The 20320-nt window shown below is 70.0% G+C and carries 19 protein-coding genes; 12 read left to right on the forward strand and 7 right to left on the reverse strand.

The annotated features are described in order from the left end of the window. Positions 1-49: 49 nt before the first annotated feature. The gene (locus K8640_RS02790) at positions 50-685 is read left to right on the forward strand and encodes a hypothetical protein (RefSeq protein WP_223745647.1); all 636 of its coding nucleotides are present in this window, start codon (positions 50-52) and stop codon (positions 683-685) included. Between the two features lie 132 nt (positions 686-817). Here the strand turns inward: K8640_RS02790 and K8640_RS02795 are convergent, their stop codons facing one another. After that, positions 818-2410: a leucyl aminopeptidase gene (locus tag K8640_RS02795; protein WP_223745648.1), complete on the reverse strand. Its 1593-nt coding sequence runs from the start codon at positions 2408-2410 to the stop codon at positions 818-820. 132 nt (positions 2411-2542) lie between these two features. Here K8640_RS02795 and K8640_RS02800 point away from each other — a divergent pair, with 132 nt between their 5' ends. From K8640_RS02800 to K8640_RS02810, 3 genes are all read left to right on the forward strand, one after another. Continuing rightward, entirely contained in the window at positions 2543-3436 is an 894-nt protein-coding gene (locus K8640_RS02800; RefSeq protein WP_141325890.1) for a zinc dependent phospholipase C family protein, read from the forward strand. Positions 3437-3562: 126 nt separating this feature from the next. Then, positions 3563-4345: a sulfite exporter TauE/SafE family protein gene (locus tag K8640_RS02805; RefSeq protein ID WP_046715030.1), complete on the forward strand. Its 783-nt coding sequence runs from the start codon at positions 3563-3565 to the stop codon at positions 4343-4345. A 44-nt stretch (positions 4346-4389) separates the two neighbouring features. Continuing rightward, entirely contained in the window at positions 4390-4836 is a 447-nt protein-coding gene (locus tag K8640_RS02810; protein WP_370640311.1) for a hypothetical protein, read from the forward strand. Between the two features lie 31 nt (positions 4837-4867). Here K8640_RS02810 and K8640_RS02815 read toward each other — a convergent pair whose 3' ends face one another. The 3 genes from K8640_RS02815 to fabF form a co-directional block, all read right to left on the reverse strand. Continuing rightward, complete coding sequence (locus K8640_RS02815; RefSeq protein WP_141325893.1) at positions 4868-5740, reverse strand: tetratricopeptide repeat protein; 873 nt, start codon at positions 5738-5740, stop codon at positions 4868-4870. A 2-nt stretch (positions 5741-5742) separates the two neighbouring features. Next, entirely contained in the window at positions 5743-7386 is a 1644-nt protein-coding gene (locus tag K8640_RS02820; protein ID WP_141325894.1) for a short-chain fatty acyl-CoA regulator family protein, read from the reverse strand. Between the two features lie 333 nt (positions 7387-7719). Next, positions 7720-8964 (reverse strand): beta-ketoacyl-ACP synthase II, encoded by a 1245-nt coding sequence (gene fabF / locus K8640_RS02825; protein WP_223745650.1) that lies wholly within the window; start codon positions 8962-8964, stop codon positions 7720-7722. Positions 8965-9157: 193 nt separating this feature from the next. On the opposite strand from fabF, the gene K8640_RS02830 reads away from it, so the two are divergent. The 3 genes from K8640_RS02830 (at position 9158) to K8640_RS02840 (ending at position 12117) form a co-directional block, all read left to right on the forward strand. Continuing rightward, positions 9158-9682, forward strand: coding sequence for a PaaI family thioesterase (locus K8640_RS02830; RefSeq protein ID WP_255652583.1), 525 nt, complete (start codon positions 9158-9160; stop codon positions 9680-9682). A 7-nt stretch (positions 9683-9689) separates the two neighbouring features. Then, on the forward strand, positions 9690-10298 hold the full coding sequence (locus K8640_RS02835) for a TetR/AcrR family transcriptional regulator (protein ID WP_223745651.1): 609 nt from the start codon (positions 9690-9692) through the stop codon (positions 10296-10298). A 139-nt stretch (positions 10299-10437) separates the two neighbouring features. Next, positions 10438-12117: a PKD domain-containing protein gene (locus K8640_RS02840; RefSeq protein ID WP_223745652.1), complete on the forward strand. Its 1680-nt coding sequence runs from the start codon at positions 10438-10440 to the stop codon at positions 12115-12117. Between the two features lie 185 nt (positions 12118-12302). Here the strand turns inward: K8640_RS02840 and K8640_RS02845 are convergent, their stop codons facing one another. Next, positions 12303-12794, reverse strand: a complete 492-nt coding sequence (locus K8640_RS02845) for a DUF1772 domain-containing protein (protein WP_223745653.1) — start codon at positions 12792-12794, stop codon at positions 12303-12305. A gap of 78 nt (positions 12795-12872) precedes the next feature. Here K8640_RS02845 and K8640_RS02850 point away from each other — a divergent pair, with 78 nt between their 5' ends. The 5 genes from K8640_RS02850 to K8640_RS02870 all read left to right on the forward strand — a co-directional run bounded on the left by K8640_RS02850 (position 12873) and on the right by K8640_RS02870 (position 17565). After that, on the forward strand, positions 12873-13661 hold the full coding sequence (locus K8640_RS02850; RefSeq protein ID WP_223745654.1) for an AraC family transcriptional regulator: 789 nt from the start codon (positions 12873-12875) through the stop codon (positions 13659-13661). A 405-nt stretch (positions 13662-14066) separates the two neighbouring features. Beyond that, positions 14067-15527 carry a hypothetical protein gene (locus K8640_RS02855; protein ID WP_223745655.1) on the forward strand — a complete coding sequence of 487 codons (1461 nt, stop codon included), beginning with the start codon at positions 14067-14069 and terminating at the stop codon, positions 15525-15527. Positions 15528-15634: 107 nt separating this feature from the next. Continuing rightward, the gene (locus K8640_RS02860) at positions 15635-15901 is read left to right on the forward strand and encodes a hypothetical protein (protein WP_223745656.1); all 267 of its coding nucleotides are present in this window, start codon (positions 15635-15637) and stop codon (positions 15899-15901) included. Between the two features lie 96 nt (positions 15902-15997). Then, positions 15998-16843 (forward strand): DUF692 domain-containing protein, encoded by an 846-nt coding sequence (locus K8640_RS02865; protein ID WP_370640312.1) that lies wholly within the window; start codon positions 15998-16000, stop codon positions 16841-16843. After that, on the forward strand, positions 16840-17565 hold the full coding sequence (locus K8640_RS02870; protein ID WP_223745658.1) for a DUF2063 domain-containing protein: 726 nt from the start codon (positions 16840-16842) through the stop codon (positions 17563-17565). The genes K8640_RS02865 and K8640_RS02870 overlap by 4 nt, the downstream gene beginning before the upstream one ends. Positions 17566-17575: 10 nt before the next feature. Here the strand turns inward: K8640_RS02870 and K8640_RS02875 are convergent, their stop codons facing one another. Next, positions 17576-18673, reverse strand: a complete 1098-nt coding sequence (locus tag K8640_RS02875) for a carboxypeptidase regulatory-like domain-containing protein (protein ID WP_223745659.1) — start codon at positions 18671-18673, stop codon at positions 17576-17578. After that, entirely contained in the window at positions 18673-20319 is a 1647-nt protein-coding gene (locus tag K8640_RS02880) for a caspase family protein (protein WP_223745660.1), read from the reverse strand. Before K8640_RS02880 ends, K8640_RS02875 begins: the two co-directional genes overlap by 1 nt. Position 20320 lies beyond the last annotated feature (1 nt).

Here is a 20320-nt window from a genome sequence, read left to right on the forward strand (position 1 = left end):
ACATGGCCACGTTCGCGACCACGGCGTTGGTGGTCGGGGGATGCGTGTCATGGGTGTTCTGCGGAAGCTGGCGTGGGGTTTCCTGGTGTTGGGCACGGCGTGCAGTGGCTCGCGCCAGGCCGTGAAGGCCGACGCGGCGGCGACGGAGCCGGGCACGGGCGGCTCCGGCCCCCCGGTGGCGGCGCAGACGGCGTCGGTGTCCGGGCCCTACGTCGACGAGGAGCTGGGGTTCGAAATCATCCGCCCCAGCGACGAGTGGCACCTGGTGGTGACGAACGAGCGCACGCCGGAGGGACTGGCGATTCCCGTCGTCCTGCGCCACCCGCCCTCCAACGCGCAGGTGGTGCTGCAGGTGGCGCCGGAGGTGGTGTCACCCACCCAGTTCGCCGAGCGGCTCGCGGAGGGCCTGCGTCAGCAGCCGGGCTTCACCACCACGGACCCGGTGCCGCTCGCGCTGTCGGACAAGGCGGTGGGCTTCGACTTCCAGGTGGGGGAGGGCGTGCACGGCCGCGTCGCCGTGCGCGAGGGACAGGAGGGCCGCGTGCTGATGATGCTGGCCACCTGGCCCGCGCTGGCGCCCGCCGGTGACATCCAGAACGTGGATGCCCTCATCCAGGGCATCCGGCCGCTGCCGGAGCGCAAGAAGCCGCTGCCGGGCACCGTGCCTCAGGCCGCGCGTCCCTGAGCTTCCTCCGTCGCTGGAGGTCGCCTGGCGCGCCCGATCCTCACGCAGCGCCACGCGCCTGCGCGGTACGCGCAAGCGCCGCCGCGAGCTCCACACCTGCGTGGGGCTCGCGGACACCGCCGACAGGAGGCGTCAGCCGCGCGTGGACTTCTTCGCGCCGCGCGCCTGGCGAGCGGGCTTCGCGGGGGCCTCGGCCACCTCTTCGCCCTGCGTCTGCGCGCGCAGCCGCACCCACTCGACCAGGGTGCGCACGCCCACGCCGGTGCCGCCCTTGGAGAGGTAGCCGCGCTCCTTGGGGCTGTTGGACGGCCCCGCGATGTCCAGGTGCACCCACGGCGTGTCGCCGACGAACTCCTTGAGGAACAGCGCGGCGTTGATGGAGCCGCCCCAGCGCTCGCCGGAGTTCTTCATGTCGGCGACCTCGGAGCGCAGCGCGTCCTTCTGCAGCTCGCTCACCGGCAGGCGCCACATCTCCTCGCCCGCGGTGCGCGCGGACTGGAGCACCTGGTTGACGGTGTCGTCGTCGTCGCCGAAGGCGCCGACGATGTAGTTGCCCAGCGCGACGATGCACGCGCCCGTGAGCGTGGCCAGGTCGATGACGGCGGACGGCTTGTGCTCGCACGCCCACGTCAGCATGTCGCCCAGCACCAGCCGGCCCTCGGCGTCCGTGTTGGTGATCTCCACCGTCTTGCCCAGCCGCGACGTGAGGATGTCACCGGGCTTGTACGCGTTGCCGGCCGGCATGTTCTCGCACGCGCCGATGAAGGCATGCACGGGGAAGGGCGGCTTGAGCTGCGCGATGACCTGCATGGCGCCCAGCACCGCGGCCGAGCCCGCCATGTCCGTCTTCATGTCCACCATGCCCTCGGTGGGCTTGAGCGACAGGCCGCCCGAGTCGAAGGTGATCGCCTTGCCCACCAGCGCCAGCGGAGGCCGCTTCGCGTCGCGCGCGTTCTTCGGCGTGTACTCCACGTGGATGAGCCGCGGCTCCTCGGTGCTCCCGGCCGTGACGCCCAGGAACATGCCCATCCGCAGCTTCTCGATCTCGCGCTGACCGCCGATGGTGATCTTCAGCCCGTGCTCCTTGGCGGACTTGCGCGCCGCCTCGGCCAGCACCGTGGGCGTCACCGCGTTGGGCGGCTCGTTCACCAGGTCGCGCGCCCAGTTGGCCGCCTCGGCCACGCGCTTGCCCAGCGCGAGCGCGTCCTCGAGGTCACGCGACTTCTCCACGCCCTCGGGCAGCACCAGGGACACCTTGACGGGCTTCTTCGCGCCCTTCTCCTCGCGCGCGGAGGACTTGTACTTGTCGAACTTGTACGCGCCCAGCTCCAGCCCCTCCACCACCGCGCGCACCGCGTCCGCCTGCGCGTCCGTGACGGGGAGCGCCACCACGAGCGAGGCCACCTTCAGCCGCTGGGCCGTCTTCGCCGCGCGTCCGGCGGCCAGCCGCAGCACCTCCGGGTGGAAGCGCGCGCGGCTGCCCAGGCCCAACAGCAGCACCCGGCCCGCCGGGGTGCGGCCGAGCGTGTGCATCACCAGGGACTGGTCCGCCTTCGCCTTGAAGCCCTCCTGGGTGGCGGCGCCGCGCAGGCGGCCCTCCAGCGCGCTGTCCGCCGCGACGAGACCCGCCGGGGCACCCTCACCCAGCTCACCCTCGAAGAGCGGAATGACGAGCAGCTCGCCATTCGTAAGGGAGGCGTCGCCGGAGACGAAGGAGAAATTCATGGGCCGATGGACTCCTGAACGGATGAGGGAAGACGAAAGGCCGCGGACTGTAACGCCCGCCCTGTTGCACGCAAAGCGTTGGATTTCATTCGAGCGTTGCATTGCCGCGGGGGGCTGGGTAGCAGTCAGGCAATGCCCACCTTGCTGATGCATCTGACCGCCATCGAACGGTTGGCCGCCAACCCCGGAGAGCTGCCTCCGGAGTGGGTGCGTGCGCTCTCGGAGGACCTGCCCTACGCGCGCTTCGGCGCCGCGCTGCCGGACCTGCCCCTGTGCGAGGGCGTCCGAGGCGGGCTCGCCGCCTTCCTGCCCGAGCGCGAGATGCCGCTGTTCTCGCGGCTGTACCACGAGCGCGCGCCGGTGGGCTTCGGCCTGAAGATGGCGGAGCTCGTCGCCACGGGCGCGCTGGTGGGCACCGAGCCGGGACTGGCCCTGCTGTCCGGCTACTTCACGCACCTGTGCATGGACCGCCGGCTGCACCCCATCGTCGACCAGCTCGTGGTGAAGCACCGCCGGCGGGGCGAGCGGGCGCTGGCCGCGCACCGCGACATCGAGTGGGCGCAGACGCTCTTCTACCTGCGCGAGCTGCACGGCGTGGACCTGCTCGGCACGCCCCGGCTGCGCGAGAAGTGTCAGGTGGTGAAGAGCCCGGGCTTCCCGTGGCGCGGCATCGGCCGGGGCATCTACGAGCTGGTGCGCCTGTCCTCGCAGGAGCGCGTGGGGCAGGCGCCCTCCAAGGCGGACGTGGATGGCTGGGTGCGCGGGCTGTACGTCTCCGGACTCTTCCTCTCCAGCCCCGTGGGCCGCACGCGCGCGCTGCCCGCCTTCGCCCGCCTGTCCTTCCAGGAGCTGTATCGCAACGACACCTTCGACTTCGCCCAGGAGGTCGAAGGTGCGCTGGAGTCGGCGCGTGGAGTCCTTCGGAGGTTGCACGGCTACATGGCCAGGGGCACCTTCACGCCTCGGACGCGGGCGCGCTTCCTGGAGGCCTTCCCCGAGGGAACGCTGGGGGTTCGAGCGGCTTGACGCACCCGCCCCACGCCCTGCGGTGCCAGGGCGTTTCGCGCGCAGAGCAACCGTCCTGCCGAGCCTGCCTGCCGTCGGGGAATGCCGCTGTGCGAGGCGGCTCACCGCTCCTATCCTCGTGGAGGAATGACGGTACTTCTCCTCATGGTGGTGGGCGGGCTCGCGGGGGCGTTGGGAGCGATGCTCGGCATCGGGGGCGGCATCGTGCTCGTGCCCGCGCTGGTGCTGGGCTTCGGGCTGCCGCTGGAGGAGGCGGTGCCGGCGAGCCTCATGTGCGTGGTGGCCAACTCGTGCGCGGCCGCCGCCGGCTATGTGGACAACCACCTGAGTGACATCCGGCTGGGGCTGACGCTGGAGCTGGCCACGGTGCTGGGCGCCATCGCGGGGGGCCTCGTCGCGGCGCTCATCGCGCCGGCGATGGTGGCGGTGGTGTTCGGCCTGTTCACGCTCTACGTGGCGCTGCAGATGATTCTGCTGCGCTCGCCCCGACGCGAGCCGGCGACGCTGGACGACTACCAGCCGACGAACTATCCGCTGGGCATCTCCGGCTCGTTCGTGGCCGGTGGCCTGTCCGCGCTGCTGGGGGTCGGCGGAGGGCCGCTGAAGGTGCCGCTGATGAGCTACGGCATGCACGTGCCCTTCAAGGTGGCCAGCGCCACGAGCAACCTGATGATTGGCGTGACGGGCGCGGCGAGCGTGGCCGCGTACGCGCTGCGCGGGCACCTCAAGCTGGCGCTGGTGTCGCCGCTGGTGGTGGGCGTGCTGGCCGGCGCCTATGTGGGCAGCCGGCTGATGCCGAAGGTCCCCACGGCGGTGCTCAAGCGGCTGTTCGCGCTGGTGCTGCTGACGGTGGCGGGGCAGATGTTGTGGAAGGGAGGGGCGGGACTGTGGCCGAGCATCTGGGAGTGAGGGGTGAGGACCCGGACGGAGAAGAACCTCCAACGGTCTCCGCGGTGATGGCGGAGCCTGCGAGGCTGACGCACAACGCGGTGGCGGCGACGTCCGCTCCGGCCGCGGCGGAGACGGCGCCGGAGCTGGAGTCGGAGCCCGTCACCGCGAGCACCCTGGAGGCACCCGCGCCGAGCACCCCGCGCGTGCGCGACAGGGCGCTGGCCGGAGACCGGTGGATTGCCCGCGTGCTGCGCGTGGGCGCGGTGCTCAGCGGCGGCATGTTCGTGCTGTCGCTGGGGCTGGAGGCGCTGCCGGGCTCGGAGAGCACGCACGTGGCCATCGACCAGCTTCGCAAGGCGGCGGCGTCGCTGCTGCTGGTGACGCCGGTGGCGCGGCTGGGCGTGGCGGGCACGCTCCTGGGCCTGCGCGGAGAGTGGCGCTACGCCGTCATCGCCGCGGGAGTGCTGGGCCTGTTGGCCCTGGCGGTGGGGGCCGGCATCCAGGCGTGACGCGCGGCACCCCGGAAGGCGGTGGGGCGCTTCAGGCGCCCCGGGCGGCGAAGTGGGCGAGGATGTTGCGCACCTTGGCGACCTCGTCCATGCGCCCCTGCTCCTCGTAGAGCGGCAGCACGGCCTCCAGCTGCTCCCGGGCCGCGGGCAGGTCCTGCGTGTAGTAGCAGGACAGGCCCAGGTCCCACCGGGCGCGCGCCTCGTGCACGTGGTCGTGCAGCTCCTGGTACAGCTCCACCGCGCGCAGCAGGTGCGAGCGCGCGCCCTCGTGGTTGCCCAGCAGGCCCTCGGACTCGCCGAGCAGCAGGTGGCCCAGCGCGAGCGCCTCGGGGTCGTCGCCCTGCTCCAGCAGGGGAATCGCCTCGAGGAAGCGCTTCCGGGCCGGCTCGTACTCGGCCTTCTCCATGCGGATGTCGCCGATGTCGAGCAGCAGCCGCGCGGTGCGCCCGGTGTTGCGCGTCTGGCGGTAGAGGATGAGCGCCTCCTGGTACTTCTCCTCGGCGGCCTCGGGCTGACCCAGCGCGCGCAGGGACTCGCCGACGCAGGCGCGGCACATCGCCTCGCCCTCGCGGTCCTTGGTCTCGTTGAAGAGCATCGCGGCCTTGGCGATGAGCTCCAGCGCGCCGCGGTGGTCCTCGAAGTTCGCCTTGGCCACGCCCATGCCGAAGTACGCCTGGGCCAGGCCCGGCTTGTAGCCGGCCTCCTGGAACATCCCGAGCGCCTCCTCGTAGCACTGGCGGCTGGCGGCGTGGTCCTCGAGCAGGCCGTGCAGCTCCGCCAGGCTCACCAGGCCCTGGCCCACGGTGGTGGGCGTGCCGGTGATGCGCAGGGTGGCCAGCTGGTTCTTCTGCTTCTGGAGCGCCTCCAGCAGATGGGCGCGTTCGGTGTCTTCGGGCGGGTGCATGCTCACGCGTCGCCACCCTTGCGGCGCCGGGCCGCCTTGTCCAACGAATCGTGCTTCTCGCTCCCGTCAGCGCCATTGACGCCTGGCTGCGCGCCGCCGCCATTTCCAGTGGCGCCGTGGGCGCCCCCGACGTGGCGCTCCTTCTCCACCTTGTCGGCCTGCTCGTAGCCCAGCAGCGGGGAGAAGAAGCAGTCCTTCTTCGTGTACTCGTCGAACGCGAAGGCGAAGCGGTAGCTGGCCGCCGCGCGCTGGTTGCAGTCGGTGCGCTCGCAGAAGCGGCAGGAGATGCCGGAGGGGATGGCATCCTTGCGCAGGTCGTTGGTGGGCAGACCGTACGCCAGGTACTTCGCGTTCTCCGCGTGGGTGCCCAGGCCGATGGAGTAGGCGGTGCCCTTGACGATGGAGCCCTCCGTCGGCTGCAGCTGCACCTTGGCGAAGCAGAAGTACGTGGTGCCGTCCGGCATCATCGAATACTGCCGGGTGAGCTGGGACGGGTTGAGGAACGCCAGGTGCACGGCCCACTTGCCGCAGCTGCCGCCGCCGCTGGCGAAGCGGATGCCGGTGCCGCTGTAGCGCTTGGAGATGTTGCCGGCGATGTCCGAGCGCAGGAAGTGGAACGGGATGCCCGGGCGCTTCGGGTCCGACAGGTTGCACAGCCGGTGGGCCACCGTCTCGTAGGTGGAGCCGAAGATGCTCGACAGCAGCTCCACGTCGTAGCGCGTGCGCTGCACCTCCTTGAAGAAGTCCCCGTACGGCAGCATCAGCGCGCCGGCGAAGTAGTTGGCCAGGTTCACCTTGATGAGCCGCGTCGTCTCGCCGTGCCGGGTGCGCCCCGCGCCGAGGATGCGCTCGACCAGCTTCTCCTTGTCCAGCATGAGCAGGCCGATGGACGCGGCGATTTGAAACTTCAGCGGCTGCTCGGTGAGGTCCGGTGACAGCGTGAGCGTCTGCTCCTCCGGGTCCAGCCGCCGCACCACGGACGAGCCGCTGGGCGAAGCGTCGATGAGCACGCGGTAGCCGAAGCGCTTCTCCAACAGCTGCATCAGCTGCCCGCTGGTGAGCTGGCGCTCCAGGCTCACGTCGCGCCGCAGGGCCTCCGCCTGCTCCTCGATTTCGGGGAAGTAGTTGCGGTGCGTCTCCAGGAAGTCACTCACCTCGTCGAAGGGCGAGTAGTCGAAGCGCACGCCGGGCACCGTGCCGTTGCCGGCGCTGCTGCCTTGGGTCCGCGTGCGCTCCTCCACGTTGAGCTGCGCGAGCACGTTCTCCAGCTGCGTGCGCGTGTTCTTGTAGAGGTTGAAGAGCGCGGCCACGGTGCCGGCGAGCTTCGGCTCGGCCGACAGCGACTGGAGCGACTCCGGGTCGATGTCCAGGCTCTTGAGCAGCGGCTCGTCGAGCAGCTTCGCGAGCGCCTCGTCCACCCGGCCCTCGCCCAGCGTGGACATGAACTGCTCGGGGTCCTGGTCGAAGTAGCGAAGGGCCTTCCAGAGCAGCGGGAAGGGCATCACGCGCTTGCCCTTCTCGATGAGGTTCAAGTAGGCGGGGGAGACCCCCAGGTCCTTCGCCGCGTCCGCCTGCTTGATGTTGCGGGCGAGCCGCAGACCCCGGAGCTTCAGGCCCACGTTGGCGTTCAGTGCGTTGTCGTTCATGGCTGAGTCGGGTCCACCACAGGGCGCGCCTGGCCCTCGCGCCTCACGGACCCTTTCAACCACTTTGCAAATCGATTTACCGATTTGCAATCAGCGTTTTTCGACCGCGCTCCCCCTGTGCGGCCGGCGACGGAACAGCCAACTGCCACCTGTCCGATACCTGTCGAGCATGTGCAACCACATGTAATCGTTGCACTTTGTTCTCGCGCGGATGTGCGTTCCGGGCGGTGCTCGACGCACCTTGTCAAGTGTTTACCGCCGCGATGCGGCATGCGGTTCGCGTGCGTTGGTAAACGAGTTTTCGCGGTTTACAGGGATGATGCGGGACAGGGCTCAGGGGATCAGCCTTCGGAAGATGAGCGACACGTTGGTGCCGCCGAAGCCGAAGGAGTTGCTCATGACGGCGTCGACCTGGGCGGGCCGGGCGGTGTTGGGCACGCAGTCCAGGTCGATGCGTGGATCCAACCGCTCCAGGTTGATGGTGGGCGGCAGCAGGCCCCGGGTGAGGGCGAGGATGCTGATGACGGCCTCCGCGGCGCCCGCCGCGCCGTTCATGTGGCCGGTCATCGACTTGGTGGAGGAGACGGCGACGGAGCGCGCGGCGTCGCCGAAGACGTGGTGGATGCCCTGGACCTCCATGAGGTCGCCCACGTCCGTGGAGGTGCCGTGCGCGTTGATGTAGCCGATGTCGGCGGGGCGCAAGGCGGCGTCCTTCAGGGCCGCGCGCATGCTGCGTTGGGCGCCCTCGTGCTCGGGGGCGGGCGCGGTGACGTGGTGCGCGTCGGCGCTGGCGCCGTAGCCGGTGAGCTCCGCGTGGATGCGGGCGCCGCGGGCGCGTGCATGCTCCAGCTCCTCGAGGACGAGCATGCCGGAGCCCTCGGCGAGCACGAAGCCGTCGCGGTCCGCGTCGAAGGGGCGACTGGCGGCATGGGGCGCGTCGTTGCGCAGGGACAAGGCCTGCATGGCGGCGAAGCCTCCGACGCCGAGCAGGGAGATGGGGGCCTCGGCGCCTCCGGCCACCGCCACGTCGAAGTCGCCGCGCTGGATGCCGCGCATCGCCTCGCCGATGGCGTGGGCGCTGGTGGAGCACGCGGAGTTGGGCGCCCAGGAGGGGCCCTTGAGGCCATGGCGCAGGCTCACATAGCCGGGGGCCATGTTGATGATCATCTGCAGGACGAAGAAGGGGCTGATGCGGTCCGGCCCCTTCTCCAGCGCGCGGCGGAAGGTCTCCTCCAGGCTTCCGATTCCACCGATGCCCGAGCCGATGATGGTGGCGATGCGCTCGGCGTTCTCGGGGGTGACCTTCAGGCCCGAGTCCTCCAGGGCCATGTCGGAGGCCACCACGGCGAAGTGGGCGAAGCGGTCCATGCGTCGGGCCTCGCGCCGCTCGATGTGGTCCTCGACCTTGAAGTCCTTCACCTCGCCGGCGATGCGGCAGTCGAGCGCGCTCGCGTCGAAGAGGGTGATGGGGCCCACGCCGCTCTGGCCGCGCACCAGCGCCTCCCAGCTCTTCTCCACGCCCGTCCCGCAGGGGCTGATGAGCCCCAGTCCCGTCACCACCACGCGCCGCTTCTGCATCCGCCGCTCCCTTGCATGGCACGCCAGGAGAACACACGGTCCGGCCGTCCGTGGGCCCTCCTTCTTCGCGACGTGCGCTCGATGCCCCTTTGTATTATGGGTATCATTCCATCTGGCAAGCCTCATTGTCGAGGAACGTGTGGATGTCCGGTCCTGGGACGATGAGGGTCATCATTTCATCGAGGGAGAGGCCATGAGCGAGGCGGAGAGCGACGCGCGGACCCGGACGGTGACCTGGCGGGACTACCGGGAGGGGGTGGCGGCGGCGAAGACGATGTCGGGGCTGGAGTACCTGCGCGCCATCGTCCGGGGGGAGGTGCCGGGGGCGCCGATTGCGTCGCTGATGGGCTTCGCGCCGGTGGAGGTGTCGGAGGGGCGGGCGGTGTTCGAGGTGGAGCCGGGGGAGTACCACTACAACCCGATCGGGACGGTGCACGGGGGATTGGCGGCCACGTTGTTGGACTCGGCGCTGGGGTGCGCGGTGCACAGCACGTTGCCGGTGGGGGCGGGCTACACGACGTTGGAGCTGCACGTGAACCTGGTGCGGGCCATCTCGCAGGACACGGGGAAGCTGACGTGCACGGGGGAGGTGATTCACGTGGGAGGGCGGGTGGCGACGGCGCAGGCGAAGCTGACGGACGCGAGCGGGAAGCTGTACGCGCACGGGACGACGACGTGCATGGTGTTCAGGCCCGCGGGCCCGGGTGGCCGGGAGTAGGGCGGCGATGCGCTACGCACCCGAGCACAAGCAGGCCACGCGCGAGAGAATCCTGGCGGCGGCGGAGTCGCTCTTCCGGAAGGAGGGGTTCGCGGGCGCGAGCGTGGAGCGCGTCATGCGCGCGGCCGGGCTGACGGTGGGCGGCTTCTATGCGCACTTCGCGTCGAAGGACTCGCTGCTCGCGGAGTCGGTGCGGGCGTTCTTCCAGCATCAGCACTCGCGCTGGTTGGGAGGGCTGGAGGAGCTGCGTGACGCGGAGTTCCTGAGTCACTTCGTGCGGCGGTACTTGAACCGCCACAACCGTGACGACATGGAGGAGGGCTGCATCCTCCCCTCCGTGTTGTCGGACGTGACGCGGGGCACGCCCGAGGCGCGGGAGGCGCTGGGGCAGGGCGTGGAGGCGCTCGCCGCGGAGCTGGGGGCCCGGGTCGCAAGTGGGGAGGGAGTCACCGGGAGGCAGCGTGCGCTGGCGACGGTGGCGCTCCTGTTCGGGGCGATGACGCTGGCGCGGGCGACGAAGGCGACGCCGCTCTCGGATGAAATCCTGGAGGCGGCGCGTGCCTTCCTGCTCGCGGGGGCGGCGCCGCCGGTGAAGAAGTCCGGTGGCGCTTCGTGATTCGAAAATGGGATGCGAATGCAACAGGGTGGTCAAGTGGACCACCTGATTCTGTTCTTGGAATTGCTGTTTAGTCTGGATTTGACGGGTGCCATTGCTATATCACGAACGCCTCACCGTTGAATGAGGAGGTTCCGTGATGCGCCCCCATGTCCGTGAGAGTTTGAGATGGAGTGCCGCCGCGCTGACGCTGGTGGCGGGTGGTTGTGATGTCCCGGAGCGCGCGGGAGAACCGTTGGAATACGACGCCAGGGTCTCTCCCCTCGTGGCGCAGCAGATTGTCATTGCACCGGGCATGGTCCAACCGGATGGCATCCGTCCGACGCTGGGCGCGTACCAGAACCTCTATGATGAGCAGACGCTGATTGGCGACCCTCGAGGGCCGTGGACGTACAAGCCCGCGACGACCTGGGGGAACGTCGCGTACAACGAGAATCAGTACCCCATGGGTTTCGTCATCGACCTGGGCCAGTTGTATGACGTGACGCAAGTCGGCGTGTTCGACACCTACGACAACCCGAACAGGAAGGGCTACGTCTACTTCGACGTGGGGACGCCGGGCGCATGGACGAGTCTGCCCGCGTTGCTCACCGACAAGTGGGAGAAGTGGCCGTTGGTGAGCGTGAACACCCGCACGCGCTACCTGCATTTCTCGCGGAACATCGATGGTGCGTCCAACGAGCTGGTCATCTTCGGGACTCCCGCGGCTGGCGCTCCGGTGAACGCTCCGCCCGCGGTGTCGGCGGGGGTGGACCAGACGGTGGTGTTGCCCACGTCGACCGCGCAGCTGACGGGGACGGCCAGCGACAGCGATGGGCAGGTGGTGTCCCACCAGTGGGTGCAGCTCATGGGGCCGTCGAACGTGACGCCGACGAGCGGCACGGGCCTGTCCGCCACGGTCTCCGGACTGGTGCAGGGGCTCTATGAGTTCGAGCTGCGCGTGACGGACGATGATGGCGTCACCGTGGCGTCGCGGATGAAGGTGAAGGTGGACCCGTCACCTGTCGAGCGCGGCCGCGTGCAGTGGGTCCAGAAGTCGTCGACGCAGACCGGGTATGGGCACTTCATCTACCTGCCTCCGGGATACGACGGGGGGTCGAACTGGCCCATCGTCTTCTTCCTCCACGGGCTCGGGCAGTCCGGGAATGGTAACGGCGACCTTCCGAAGCTGCTGGAGGAGGCCCTGCCGCGCTACGTCGTCAACGAGGGCAAGGACTATCCGTTCGTCCTCGTGGCGCCCCAGACCTCGGGGAACTGGAGCGAGTACGAGGCCATCCATCACCTGGACCCGTTCTTCGAGCACTTCCTGTCGACACTGAAGGTCAACCGCAAGCGCATGTACCTGACAGGGTTGAGCATGGGGGGCGCGGGGACGTTCAACTATGCGTACCTCTTCCCCCAGAAGCTCGCGGCCGCGATTCCCATCTGCACCGGAGGCTGGGGGTCGACCCTCCCCCTGGCGCAAGCCATGGTCAACGCAGACCTCCACCTCTGGGCGTCGCATGCGATTGACGACGGCGCCGTCAATTACGCGACGACGGCCAACTGGTTCACCCTCCTCGGGCAGGCCATGGGAGGCTCGGGGAGCGTCATGGCGACGTACTCCACCAACCCGGTGAAGACGCGGACCGCGTTCTTCAGGCCCGCGCTCGGGACGTGGGAGTGGGTGGATGGCCAGACGGCGACCGATGCGAACGGGCAGCCGCCCACGAAGCCGATGCTGTTCACGCTCTTCGAGAGCGGCGATCACTACATCTGGGGCACCGTGTACAAGGACCCGAAAGTCTTCGCCTGGATGCTGGCGCAGCAGCGGCCCTGAGCGTCGCTCAAGACGCCCCGTTGGCTGTGACGCGCCTGCGTCTGGAGGATGACCTGCGCCAACGCCGAAGAACCCGAGGCGACGCGGGCCGCGCGGAATGGCTTGGAGTGCCGGGTCGCCCTGATGGATGAACAGGAAGACCTGGTGCCCTCGCCCCCTCCAGGTCGAGCGGCTCGCTGGGAGGCTCACGGCGCCTGGCGCACCCGGAGCCACGACAAGGCCTGGACTGAAGCGAACCATGCCCCCGCGACCAGGATGTGGCGCAGGTGGTTCAGTCGCGCCCAGAGCATCGCGCTTTCGACGGAGGCGGAGGTGTCGGGGGCCTGCATCAGCCGCACCATGGTGGGGATGAAGTACGAGAAGGTGAAGAGCCTGTCCGCGAGCGCCACCAGGGCCGCGGCGAGCCACCAGAAGCGCAGCGGCCCGGTGGCGCGTGTGGCGAAGACGAGACTCGCAAGGGTGAGCAGCGTCAGGGGGCCCGTGCTGACGAAGGCCCAGAATCGCCGCCCGACGTCGTCCTGTCGCGCCGCCTCCGCGAGCCAGTGCGCGTCCGTGGCGTCGAGCCACCTGGGCAGCACGATGCGGTGCTCATAGAGCCCCGCGCCGAACGAGACGCCGAGGTTGATGACAAAGAGCCACAGGAAGAGTTCCGCCGCCGACAGCTTCAGGTTCATCATGCGGGCACGATGCGTCCGGCGGTGCGCGGGCGTCTTTCGTGCCCTTGTGCTGTTTTTCTGAATCCTGCGGTGTTCCTCATGGCTCCCCGACACGCCCTCCTCGAGCAGATTGGCACCGACATCGTCCGCTTCCAGGATGCCTCCGCGGAGTTCGACGCGGCCGTCGGGGAGGTGCTCGCGCTCGGCCGCGCGGAGCTGGCGTGCCTGGCGCAGTTGCACTTCGGAGGCCCCTTGCCCGTGAGCGCTGTCGCGCGGGGCACCGACGTGGCCCGGCTGGAACTCGCGGGCTATGTCCGGCGGGAGGCCGCCGGAAGTGGCGTGCGGCTCGCGCTCACCGAGCATGCGCGCGAGTGGATAGAGGCCCTCTGGGGGCCTCTGCGCATCGAGGGGTTCCAGCTGATGTCAGCCCTGTCGGATGCGGACCTGAAGGTCATCGCCACCTTCCTGACCGCGGCCCGGGCGGTGCAGGACCGTCATGCCGCTCGGATGGCGAAGCTGCTCCAGACGCCAGGAGGTTCGAGGGCGGCGCGACGGCGTGGCGGACTCTCCGCCGCCGCGCTCCATCGCGTGCAGCTCTTCATCGAGGCGCACCTGGCGCGGAGGATTCGCATGGAGGAGCTGGCCCAGCGCTCGGGCTTGAGCGTCTTCTATTTCACGCGCGCCTTCCGCCAGTCCATGGGGATGACGCCGCATGCCTACGTGCAGCAGCGACGGGTGGAGCGGGCGCGTGAGTTTTTGAGCCGCACGTCCCTGTCCCTGCGCGACATCGCGCTGGAGGTCGGCTTCAGCTCGCAGAGCCACTTCACCACCGTCTTCCGCCGACTCACGGGGCTGACTCCCGCTGTCATCCGGCGCGAGGGCGAGTGAGCCGCGCCACGGACTGACCGACGAGAGTGCCGCGGCACATTCAAGGGGACTCGAGTCCAGCGGATCGCTGAGTGCGGCCTCCAACGCCCCGAGTCCAGCGTGTGTGCCAAGGGGGTGTCCGAGGGGAGGAACTCCTGGTCCAGGTCCAGCAGCGTCTCCACGGCCTTGGCGCTCGGGCCGGGCGAGTCGAACGCGAGGACCTCGTGCTCACCCGCGGGGCCAGGACGTCGATGAGGAATCGAGTCAATGGATGTGGCCGCTCAGGCTCTTGATGCGCACGGAGTGGTATTCCCCCCACCGCTGCACGGGCAGCACCCGAGCGTCGCGGTCCTCCGTCGATGGGGGGCTCGCTCCCCGTGCTTCGCTCCCGCGCACGCTTCGCTCCAGGCTAGGGTTGTGTCCGTGATGTCCCACGCGCGCATCCGTTCGATGCTCCCGCTGCTCTGCCTCGTGGCGCTGTCCTGCCTCGGCGGTGTCCGCCCGCGCGCGGCGAAGGACCCGGTGGCGCTGCGCTACAACCTCACCTACGTCCGCGAACCCACGCCCGCGCTCGACGTGGAGGTCGTCCTCGTCCGAGGCACGCCGCGCACCTTCCGCTTCACGCGCCCCGGCGGCGTGGACTCCGTCAGCGCATTCCGCGAGGACGGCGAGCGTCTCGACGTCCCGGTCCGCGACGGCCTGGTGCAACTGCCCCGCGACATCCGCTTCCTGCGCTACCGCTATGCACTCGAACCCCGCCGTCGTGGACACGGCTGGGACTTCTTCTCGGGGAGCACCGAGGAGGACACGTGGCACCTCACGGGGCGCACGTACCTCATCCGCCCCAACCTGGCGCCACCCGACCTGCGCGTGGAGCTCGTCGTCGAAGGCATTGATGCCCTGTTGCCCTGGCAACCGGATGACACGGGCCTGTACCACCTGCGCGCCGAGGACCTCGTCGACTCGGGGTTCCACGCCTTCGGTGGACGGCGGTGTCAGGTGGTCCTTCAAGACGCGGTGCTGGACGTGGCGGTGCTCGGCCACTTCACCCACCTCGACGACGCGCGGGTGTGTCACTGGCTGAAGCGGACCGCCGACGAAGTGCTCACCGTGCGCCGCGCCTTCCCCTATCCCCGCGTCACCGTGCGGGTCATCCCCGTCCCCGGGCGCGAGGGCCCCGGCCTCTTCGGCATGGTGCTGTGGAGCTCTCCACCCAGCATCTCGCTGCTCGTGGGACAGGACGCCACCGAAGCCTCGTTCGAGCGCGACTGGGTCGCGCTCCACGAGATGCTCCACCTCGCGCATCCCGCCATCCTCCCGCGCGTGCCGTGGTTGTCGGAAGGCCTCGCCACCTACCTCACGGAGATGGCCCAGGTCCGCTCGGGAAGACAAAGCGCCCAGCGCGCCTGGGGCGAGCTGGTGGACGGCTTCGGGCGCGGCCGAGGCGTGGCGAAAGCCCGCACCATGAAGGAGGTCGTCGCCGACAGCGACTTCTCCCCAGGCACCTATTGGACCGGCGCGCTCTTCGCCCTGCATCTCGATGTGGAAATCCGCCGTGTCACTGGAAACCGACGCCACCTGGAGGATGTGTTGGAGGGGCTCGCGGCGCGGGGGAGCACGTCCACCTTCGGTGCCTTCGGCATGGCGGTGGACGAGGTCGCGGGGCGGCCGCTGTTCGATGCGCTGCTCGCCCGCCACCTCGAGCGGCCTGCTTTTGTGGAGCAGGAAGGTTTGCTACAAGCGCTGGGCGTGACGACGGGCGCAGAGGGCATCCAACTGGTGCCGGCCCGTGACAGCGCGCTGCGCGAGGCACTGGAAAGTCGTGGGTGTAACCCACGTGCGGGAAGTTGCGTATCGGATGCATCCGCGATTCATCGACATCCGTAGATGAGGTCCGCCATGTCCAGAACGACGCTGGCGCTCATCGCGCTTCCAGATGACTCGCGCGCTCGAGCAGTAACCCCCTCAACGAAGTACCGAAAGGAAGCAACCCCATGAACGCGAAGGCTCTTGCGGCGATTGTCGGCACCCTGTCCCTGGCCTCCCTCGCCACCGGCTGTGCCTCCACCAAGTCCGCCGAGGCCCAGCCGGCCGCCGCGGAGAAGGGCGCCGAGGGCAGCTGTGGCGCGCAGAAGGCCGAAGGCGACAAGGGCGCCGAGGCGGGCTGCGGCGCGCAGAAGACCGACGGCACCACCCCCGCCGCGACGCCGGAGAAGGGCACCGAGCACGCCTGCGGCGCGGGCGGCTGCGGCAAGAAGTAGTCGTCACGGGCCGCATCCAGGCCCCCTCCGGGCGGTGGGAACATCCGCTCCCACCGCCCGGTTTCGCATCAACCCCGTAGGAGGTCCCCCGCCGTGGTGGCGACGTACGCGCGAAGACACGGACTGAAGCCCCTGGGCGCGGGCATCGGCCTGCGACGGAGCTTCTACGAGGAGCTGCCGCGCACGCAGCGCACGCTCGACTGGGTGGAGATCATCCCGGAGAACTTCCTGTCGCTCGGCGGTCGTCCCCAGCGCGCGCTGGACGCGTGCGTGGAGCGCTGGCCCGTGTTGCCGCACGGCGTGGGCCTGGACATCGGCGGGCCGGACGCGCTCGACATCGACTACGTCACGGCCCTGGCCGCGCTAGTGAAGCGCGTGGACGCGCCGTTCTTCTCCGACCACCTGTGCTACTCGCGCCTGGGCGGCGTGTACCTGCACGACCTGTTGCCGCTGCCCTTCAGTGAGGCCGCGGTGGAGCACGTCGTGCCGCGCGTGCGCGAGGTGATGGCCCGCGTGGGCCGCCCCTTCCTGCTGGAGAACCCGAGCTACTACGCGAACATGCCCGGGGGCACGCTGAGCGAAGCGGACTTCCTGCGGCACGTGGTGGAGCAGGCGGACTGCGGCCTCCTCCTGGACGTGAACAACGTCTACGTCAACGCGCTCAACCACGGCTACGACGCGCGCGCCTTCGTGGACGCGCTGCCGCTCGAGCGCGTGGTGCAGGTGCACCTCGCCGGCCACACGCGCTACCCCGACGTCATCATCGACACGCACGGAGACCGCGTCTGTGACGACGTGTGGTCGCTGTATCGCTACGTGCTCGAGCGCACCGGCCCCGTGTCGACGCTCATCGAGTGGGACCAGGACATCCCGTCGATGACGGCCGTGCTGGACGAAGCGGACCAGGCGCGCGCCGTGCTCGGCGACACGGAGCGACGATGAAGCCCGAGCTCAAGCACTTCTTCGACGGCATGGGTGCCTACCTCGCGAAGCCCGGCACGGCCTCGCTCGAGCAGCTCTACGCGAGGCACCCGGGGTGGGACGTGCCCGCCCGGCGCGTGTCCCTCTACGGCGACTTCGTGCGAGGCCACGTGCGAGGCGCGGTGGAGAAGCTCTATCCGCTCCTGCGCCGCGCGGTGGGGCCGGAGGCATGGACCTCGCTCGTGGAGGGCTACACGCTGACGCGCCCCGCGCGGCACCACGAGGTGAACCGGTTGGGCGAGAGCTTCCCCGCGTTCGTCGCGGACTCGCTCGTGTCCCACGGCCTGCCGTCCCACGCCGCAGAGCTCGCGCGCTTCGAGTGGACGGACTTCGCGGTGTTCTCGTCCCAGGCGCCGTCGCCGACCCGCGTGGAGACGCTGACGCCGAACCCCACCCTGGCCGTGCTGGAGCACACCTTCCGCCTCTGCGCGCACGTGCGGAGTCGGGGGGAGGGCGGGGCGCCCGAGCGCGGCGAGGAGCTGGCGCTCCTGTGGCGCCACCCCGTGGACCTGGTGACGTACTACCAGGAGGCCACGCCGCCCACGCTGCTCGTGCTGAAGATGGCGGTGGAGGGCCTGTCCGCGTCGGACGTGACGGCGGCCACCGGGATGCCCGAGGCCGACGTCCTCGGCGCGGTGGCCCGGCTCTCCCGCGACGGGCTCGTGCTCACGCCGGGCGGGTGACTCAGGGCCCTCAGTCGCGGACCGAGCACACGCGCCCGTCGAGGGTGTCCTCGCAGCGCGAGGCGCCCGGGCAGTCCAGGTCCTCGACGCACGGCACGGTGCACTGGCGCTCCACGCACAGGCCCGTGGACATGCCCAGCCCCTGGCAGCGCTCGTCGTCCGCGCACTCCGCGCCGAATTGCAGGAGCGCGCTGCAGCTCAGGAAGCGCTGCGTGTCCGGCAGGCAGTTGCCCGCCTGGCAGGTGAATCCCGCCTCGCAGCGGCTCGCGGCGAGGTCGTCCTCGTCCACCGTCTCCGAGCACGACTTCACGCACGTCGGCCCGCCGCCGACGAGCAGCATGCACGCCGAGCCGTCATCACAGCTGCGGCCATTCACGCACGCGCCGCACTGGGGGCCATTCGCGTTGCAGCGGAAGCCCTTGCACGACATGCCCGCGCCGCACTGGTCGTCCTCCACGCACTCCACGCAGCGGCCACCCGGGCCGCACACCAGGCCGTCCTCGCAGCCCGTCGCGGCGCACCGGTTCACCAGGTCCGCGCGGGGCTGCAACTGGACGCGCAGCTCCTTCTTCTCTCCCGAGCCGACGCACGCCGAGGAGCGCACCTCCGGAAACCCCATGCCGACGATGGACAGCTCGTAGCACCCGTCCGGCAGGGGGCCCACCTGCACGCGCCCCTTGCCATCCAGTTGCAGCTGGTCCAGGTGCGTGCCCAGCACCGTCACCTCCACGCCCGCCACCCGCTCGCCCTGGGTGGACCGCGCGCGCAGCTCCAGGAAGCCCGCGGCCTTCGGCTCGACGCGCTCGACCTCGAGCGCCTTGCCGGCGGAGACCTTCACCTTCACCCGCGTCGCCTTCTCCCGCGTGGCGACGACGAACAGCTCCACGTCCCCGGAGGGGACCTTCTCCAGCTTGAAGCGTCCCTGGTCATCCACCGTCGAGCGCAGCTGTGGCGCGCCCACCACCGACACCAGGGCGTGCGCCGGGTCGTACTCCGACAGCGCCCCTTCGATGGTGCCCAGCCGCAGGGGCGCGTTCTCCAGGTTGCCGCACGCTCCCGCGCCCAGGGCCAGGAGGACTCCCAACGCGATGTGCAGTTTCGAGCGCATCAAAAGCGGTACCCCACACCGGCCCAGCCGCCGGTGAAGCCCACGGCCTGTCCCTTCCCGTCCAACACCACGTACGTCAGCATGAGCTGCGCCTGTCCCACCAACTCCAGGCGCTCTCCCACCCTCAGCACCACGCCTCCGACCACGCCGGGGCTGACCGTGAAGAAACTCTGCCCGGCGGCGTACGTCTCCACATCGAAAGACCGCCCCAGGTACAAGGTGGCCACACGCGGGCCGGCGAAGAGCGTCAGCCGCTCCCAGCGCCACAGGTAGGGGAGCGCCACGCCGGCGGAGAACGTCGTGTAGCGGAAGGGGACCGTGTCCTCCGGCAGGAGCCGCAGCGAGCGGCGGCCCGTGCTGAAGCTGACATCGAACAAGAGCCCGAAGTCGCGCAGCGGACGGTCCTCCAGCCGCAACGACACCGCCACCTCCGGCGCCATGGGCAACAGCTCCCCGCGGCTTCTCGCGTCCGCGAAGGTGAACATGCCGCCCAGCAGCGACAGCGAGCGCCGGGGGAAGGCCTCCGACAACAGCTGCTCCAGGGGCAGCCGCTCCCCGTCACCCACCTCCACCTCGCGGCGCACCAGCACCGCGTCACCCTTGGTCAGCTCCACCGTGCGCTTGCCCGGCACCACCGCCGCGCCGCCCGGCAGCTCCGTGCGCGGCTCCCCGTCCACCTTGAGCGTGAAGCCATCCAGGCGCGGGTTGTAGGAGAACAGCTCCGGCCGGCCCGTGCGGGAGATGCTGCCCGACAGCACCACCGGGTCCGCGCCCACCTCCAGGATTTCCGCCGACGGCCGCTGCCGTCCTTCCGTGAAGGCGAACGTGCGCCGGCGCGCGTAGTCGTGCGCCTCCGTCGCGGTGACGGCTCCGTCCGCGTTGCGGTCAGCGCCGCCGCCCAGCCCCTCGACGAGGAAGTGCGTGTAGATGTCGTTCTGCAGGCCCTCGTCCTCGCGCGCCGTCTCGCCCCAGTCACAGGCGGCGAACACCATGGAAGCCCGCGAGGACTCCTCCAGCGGCCGCGCGTAGAAGCCGGACTTGATGCCCGACAGCTCCTTCTCCAACTCCTTGGGCAACAGCGACTTGCCGTTGCCGCTGTGACACGAGGCCAGCACCAGCAGCCGCCGCCGGCTGGAGAGCGCGTCGAACTCCGCCTTCAGCGCGTCCATGGACAGCGCCGTCTGCGCGATGGCGCGGTAGGACGCGTCCCGCGTCACCAGGAAGCGGCGCAGCTCCCCGGTGGCGTCGCGCGCCAGCGTGCCGTGCGCGGAGAAGTAGACCACCACGACGTCATCCGGGCGGTGCGCCTCCTTCCGGAGCTGCCTGAGCGCGGCGAGGATGGCCGCGCGTGTCGTCTCCTCCGGCCGCGTGAGCACGCGCACCTGGTCGAAGCGGCCCTTCGTCGGGTCCAGCATCGCCGCGGCCAGGTCCTTGGCGTCCTTCGATGGGTAACGCAGCCCCCGCCAATGGGGGTCGTCGAACTCGGAGATGCCCACGAGCAGCGCCATCCGCCGGGGCGTGTAGGCGCTGGAGAGCGCCTCTTCGTCGAGCCGCAGCGGCACGAGGCCGCCCTTCTCCGTCCCCAGGGACGAAGGAGTCGCGCACGCCATCAGCGCCGCCAGCAGGATGGAGAGCAGGGGCCTCACG

Source organism: Myxococcus sp. XM-1-1-1 (genome assembly GCF_020037095.1).
GTDB classification, from domain to species: domain Bacteria; phylum Myxococcota; class Myxococcia; order Myxococcales; family Myxococcaceae; genus Myxococcus; species Myxococcus fulvus.

What these genes read in the sequence shown, in the direction of transcription:
- K8640_RS02790 (WP_223745647.1), top strand. Translation starts at nt 50, where the DNA reads ATGGGTGTTCTGCGGAAGCTGGCGTGGGGTTTCCTGGTGTTGGGCACG.
- K8640_RS02795 (WP_223745648.1), bottom strand. Translation starts at nt 2,410, where the DNA reads ATGAATTTCTCCTTCGTCTCCGGCGACGCCTCCCTTACGAATGGCGAG.
- K8640_RS02800 (WP_141325890.1), top strand. Translation starts at nt 2,543, where the DNA reads ATGCCCACCTTGCTGATGCATCTGACCGCCATCGAACGGTTGGCCGCC.
- K8640_RS02805 (WP_046715030.1), top strand. Translation starts at nt 3,563, where the DNA reads ATGACGGTACTTCTCCTCATGGTGGTGGGCGGGCTCGCGGGGGCGTTG.
- K8640_RS02815 (WP_141325893.1), bottom strand. Translation starts at nt 5,740, where the DNA reads ATGCACCCGCCCGAAGACACCGAACGCGCCCATCTGCTGGAGGCGCTC.
- K8640_RS02820 (WP_141325894.1), bottom strand. Translation starts at nt 7,386, where the DNA reads ATGAACGACAACGCACTGAACGCCAACGTGGGCCTGAAGCTCCGGGGT.
- fabF (WP_223745650.1), bottom strand. Translation starts at nt 8,964, where the DNA reads ATGCAGAAGCGGCGCGTGGTGGTGACGGGACTGGGGCTCATCAGCCCC.
- K8640_RS02830 (WP_255652583.1), top strand. Translation starts at nt 9,158, where the DNA reads ATGAGCGAGGCGGAGAGCGACGCGCGGACCCGGACGGTGACCTGGCGG.
- K8640_RS02835 (WP_223745651.1), top strand. Translation starts at nt 9,690, where the DNA reads ATGCGCTACGCACCCGAGCACAAGCAGGCCACGCGCGAGAGAATCCTG.
- K8640_RS02840 (WP_223745652.1), top strand. Translation starts at nt 10,438, where the DNA reads ATGCGCCCCCATGTCCGTGAGAGTTTGAGATGGAGTGCCGCCGCGCTG.
- K8640_RS02845 (WP_223745653.1), bottom strand. Translation starts at nt 12,794, where the DNA reads ATGATGAACCTGAAGCTGTCGGCGGCGGAACTCTTCCTGTGGCTCTTT.
- K8640_RS02850 (WP_223745654.1), top strand. Translation starts at nt 12,873, where the DNA reads ATGGCTCCCCGACACGCCCTCCTCGAGCAGATTGGCACCGACATCGTC.
- K8640_RS02855 (WP_223745655.1), top strand. Translation starts at nt 14,067, where the DNA reads ATGTCCCACGCGCGCATCCGTTCGATGCTCCCGCTGCTCTGCCTCGTG.
- K8640_RS02860 (WP_223745656.1), top strand. Translation starts at nt 15,635, where the DNA reads ATGAACGCGAAGGCTCTTGCGGCGATTGTCGGCACCCTGTCCCTGGCC.
- K8640_RS02870 (WP_223745658.1), top strand. Translation starts at nt 16,840, where the DNA reads ATGAAGCCCGAGCTCAAGCACTTCTTCGACGGCATGGGTGCCTACCTC.
- K8640_RS02875 (WP_223745659.1), bottom strand. Translation starts at nt 18,673, where the DNA reads ATGCGCTCGAAACTGCACATCGCGTTGGGAGTCCTCCTGGCCCTGGGC.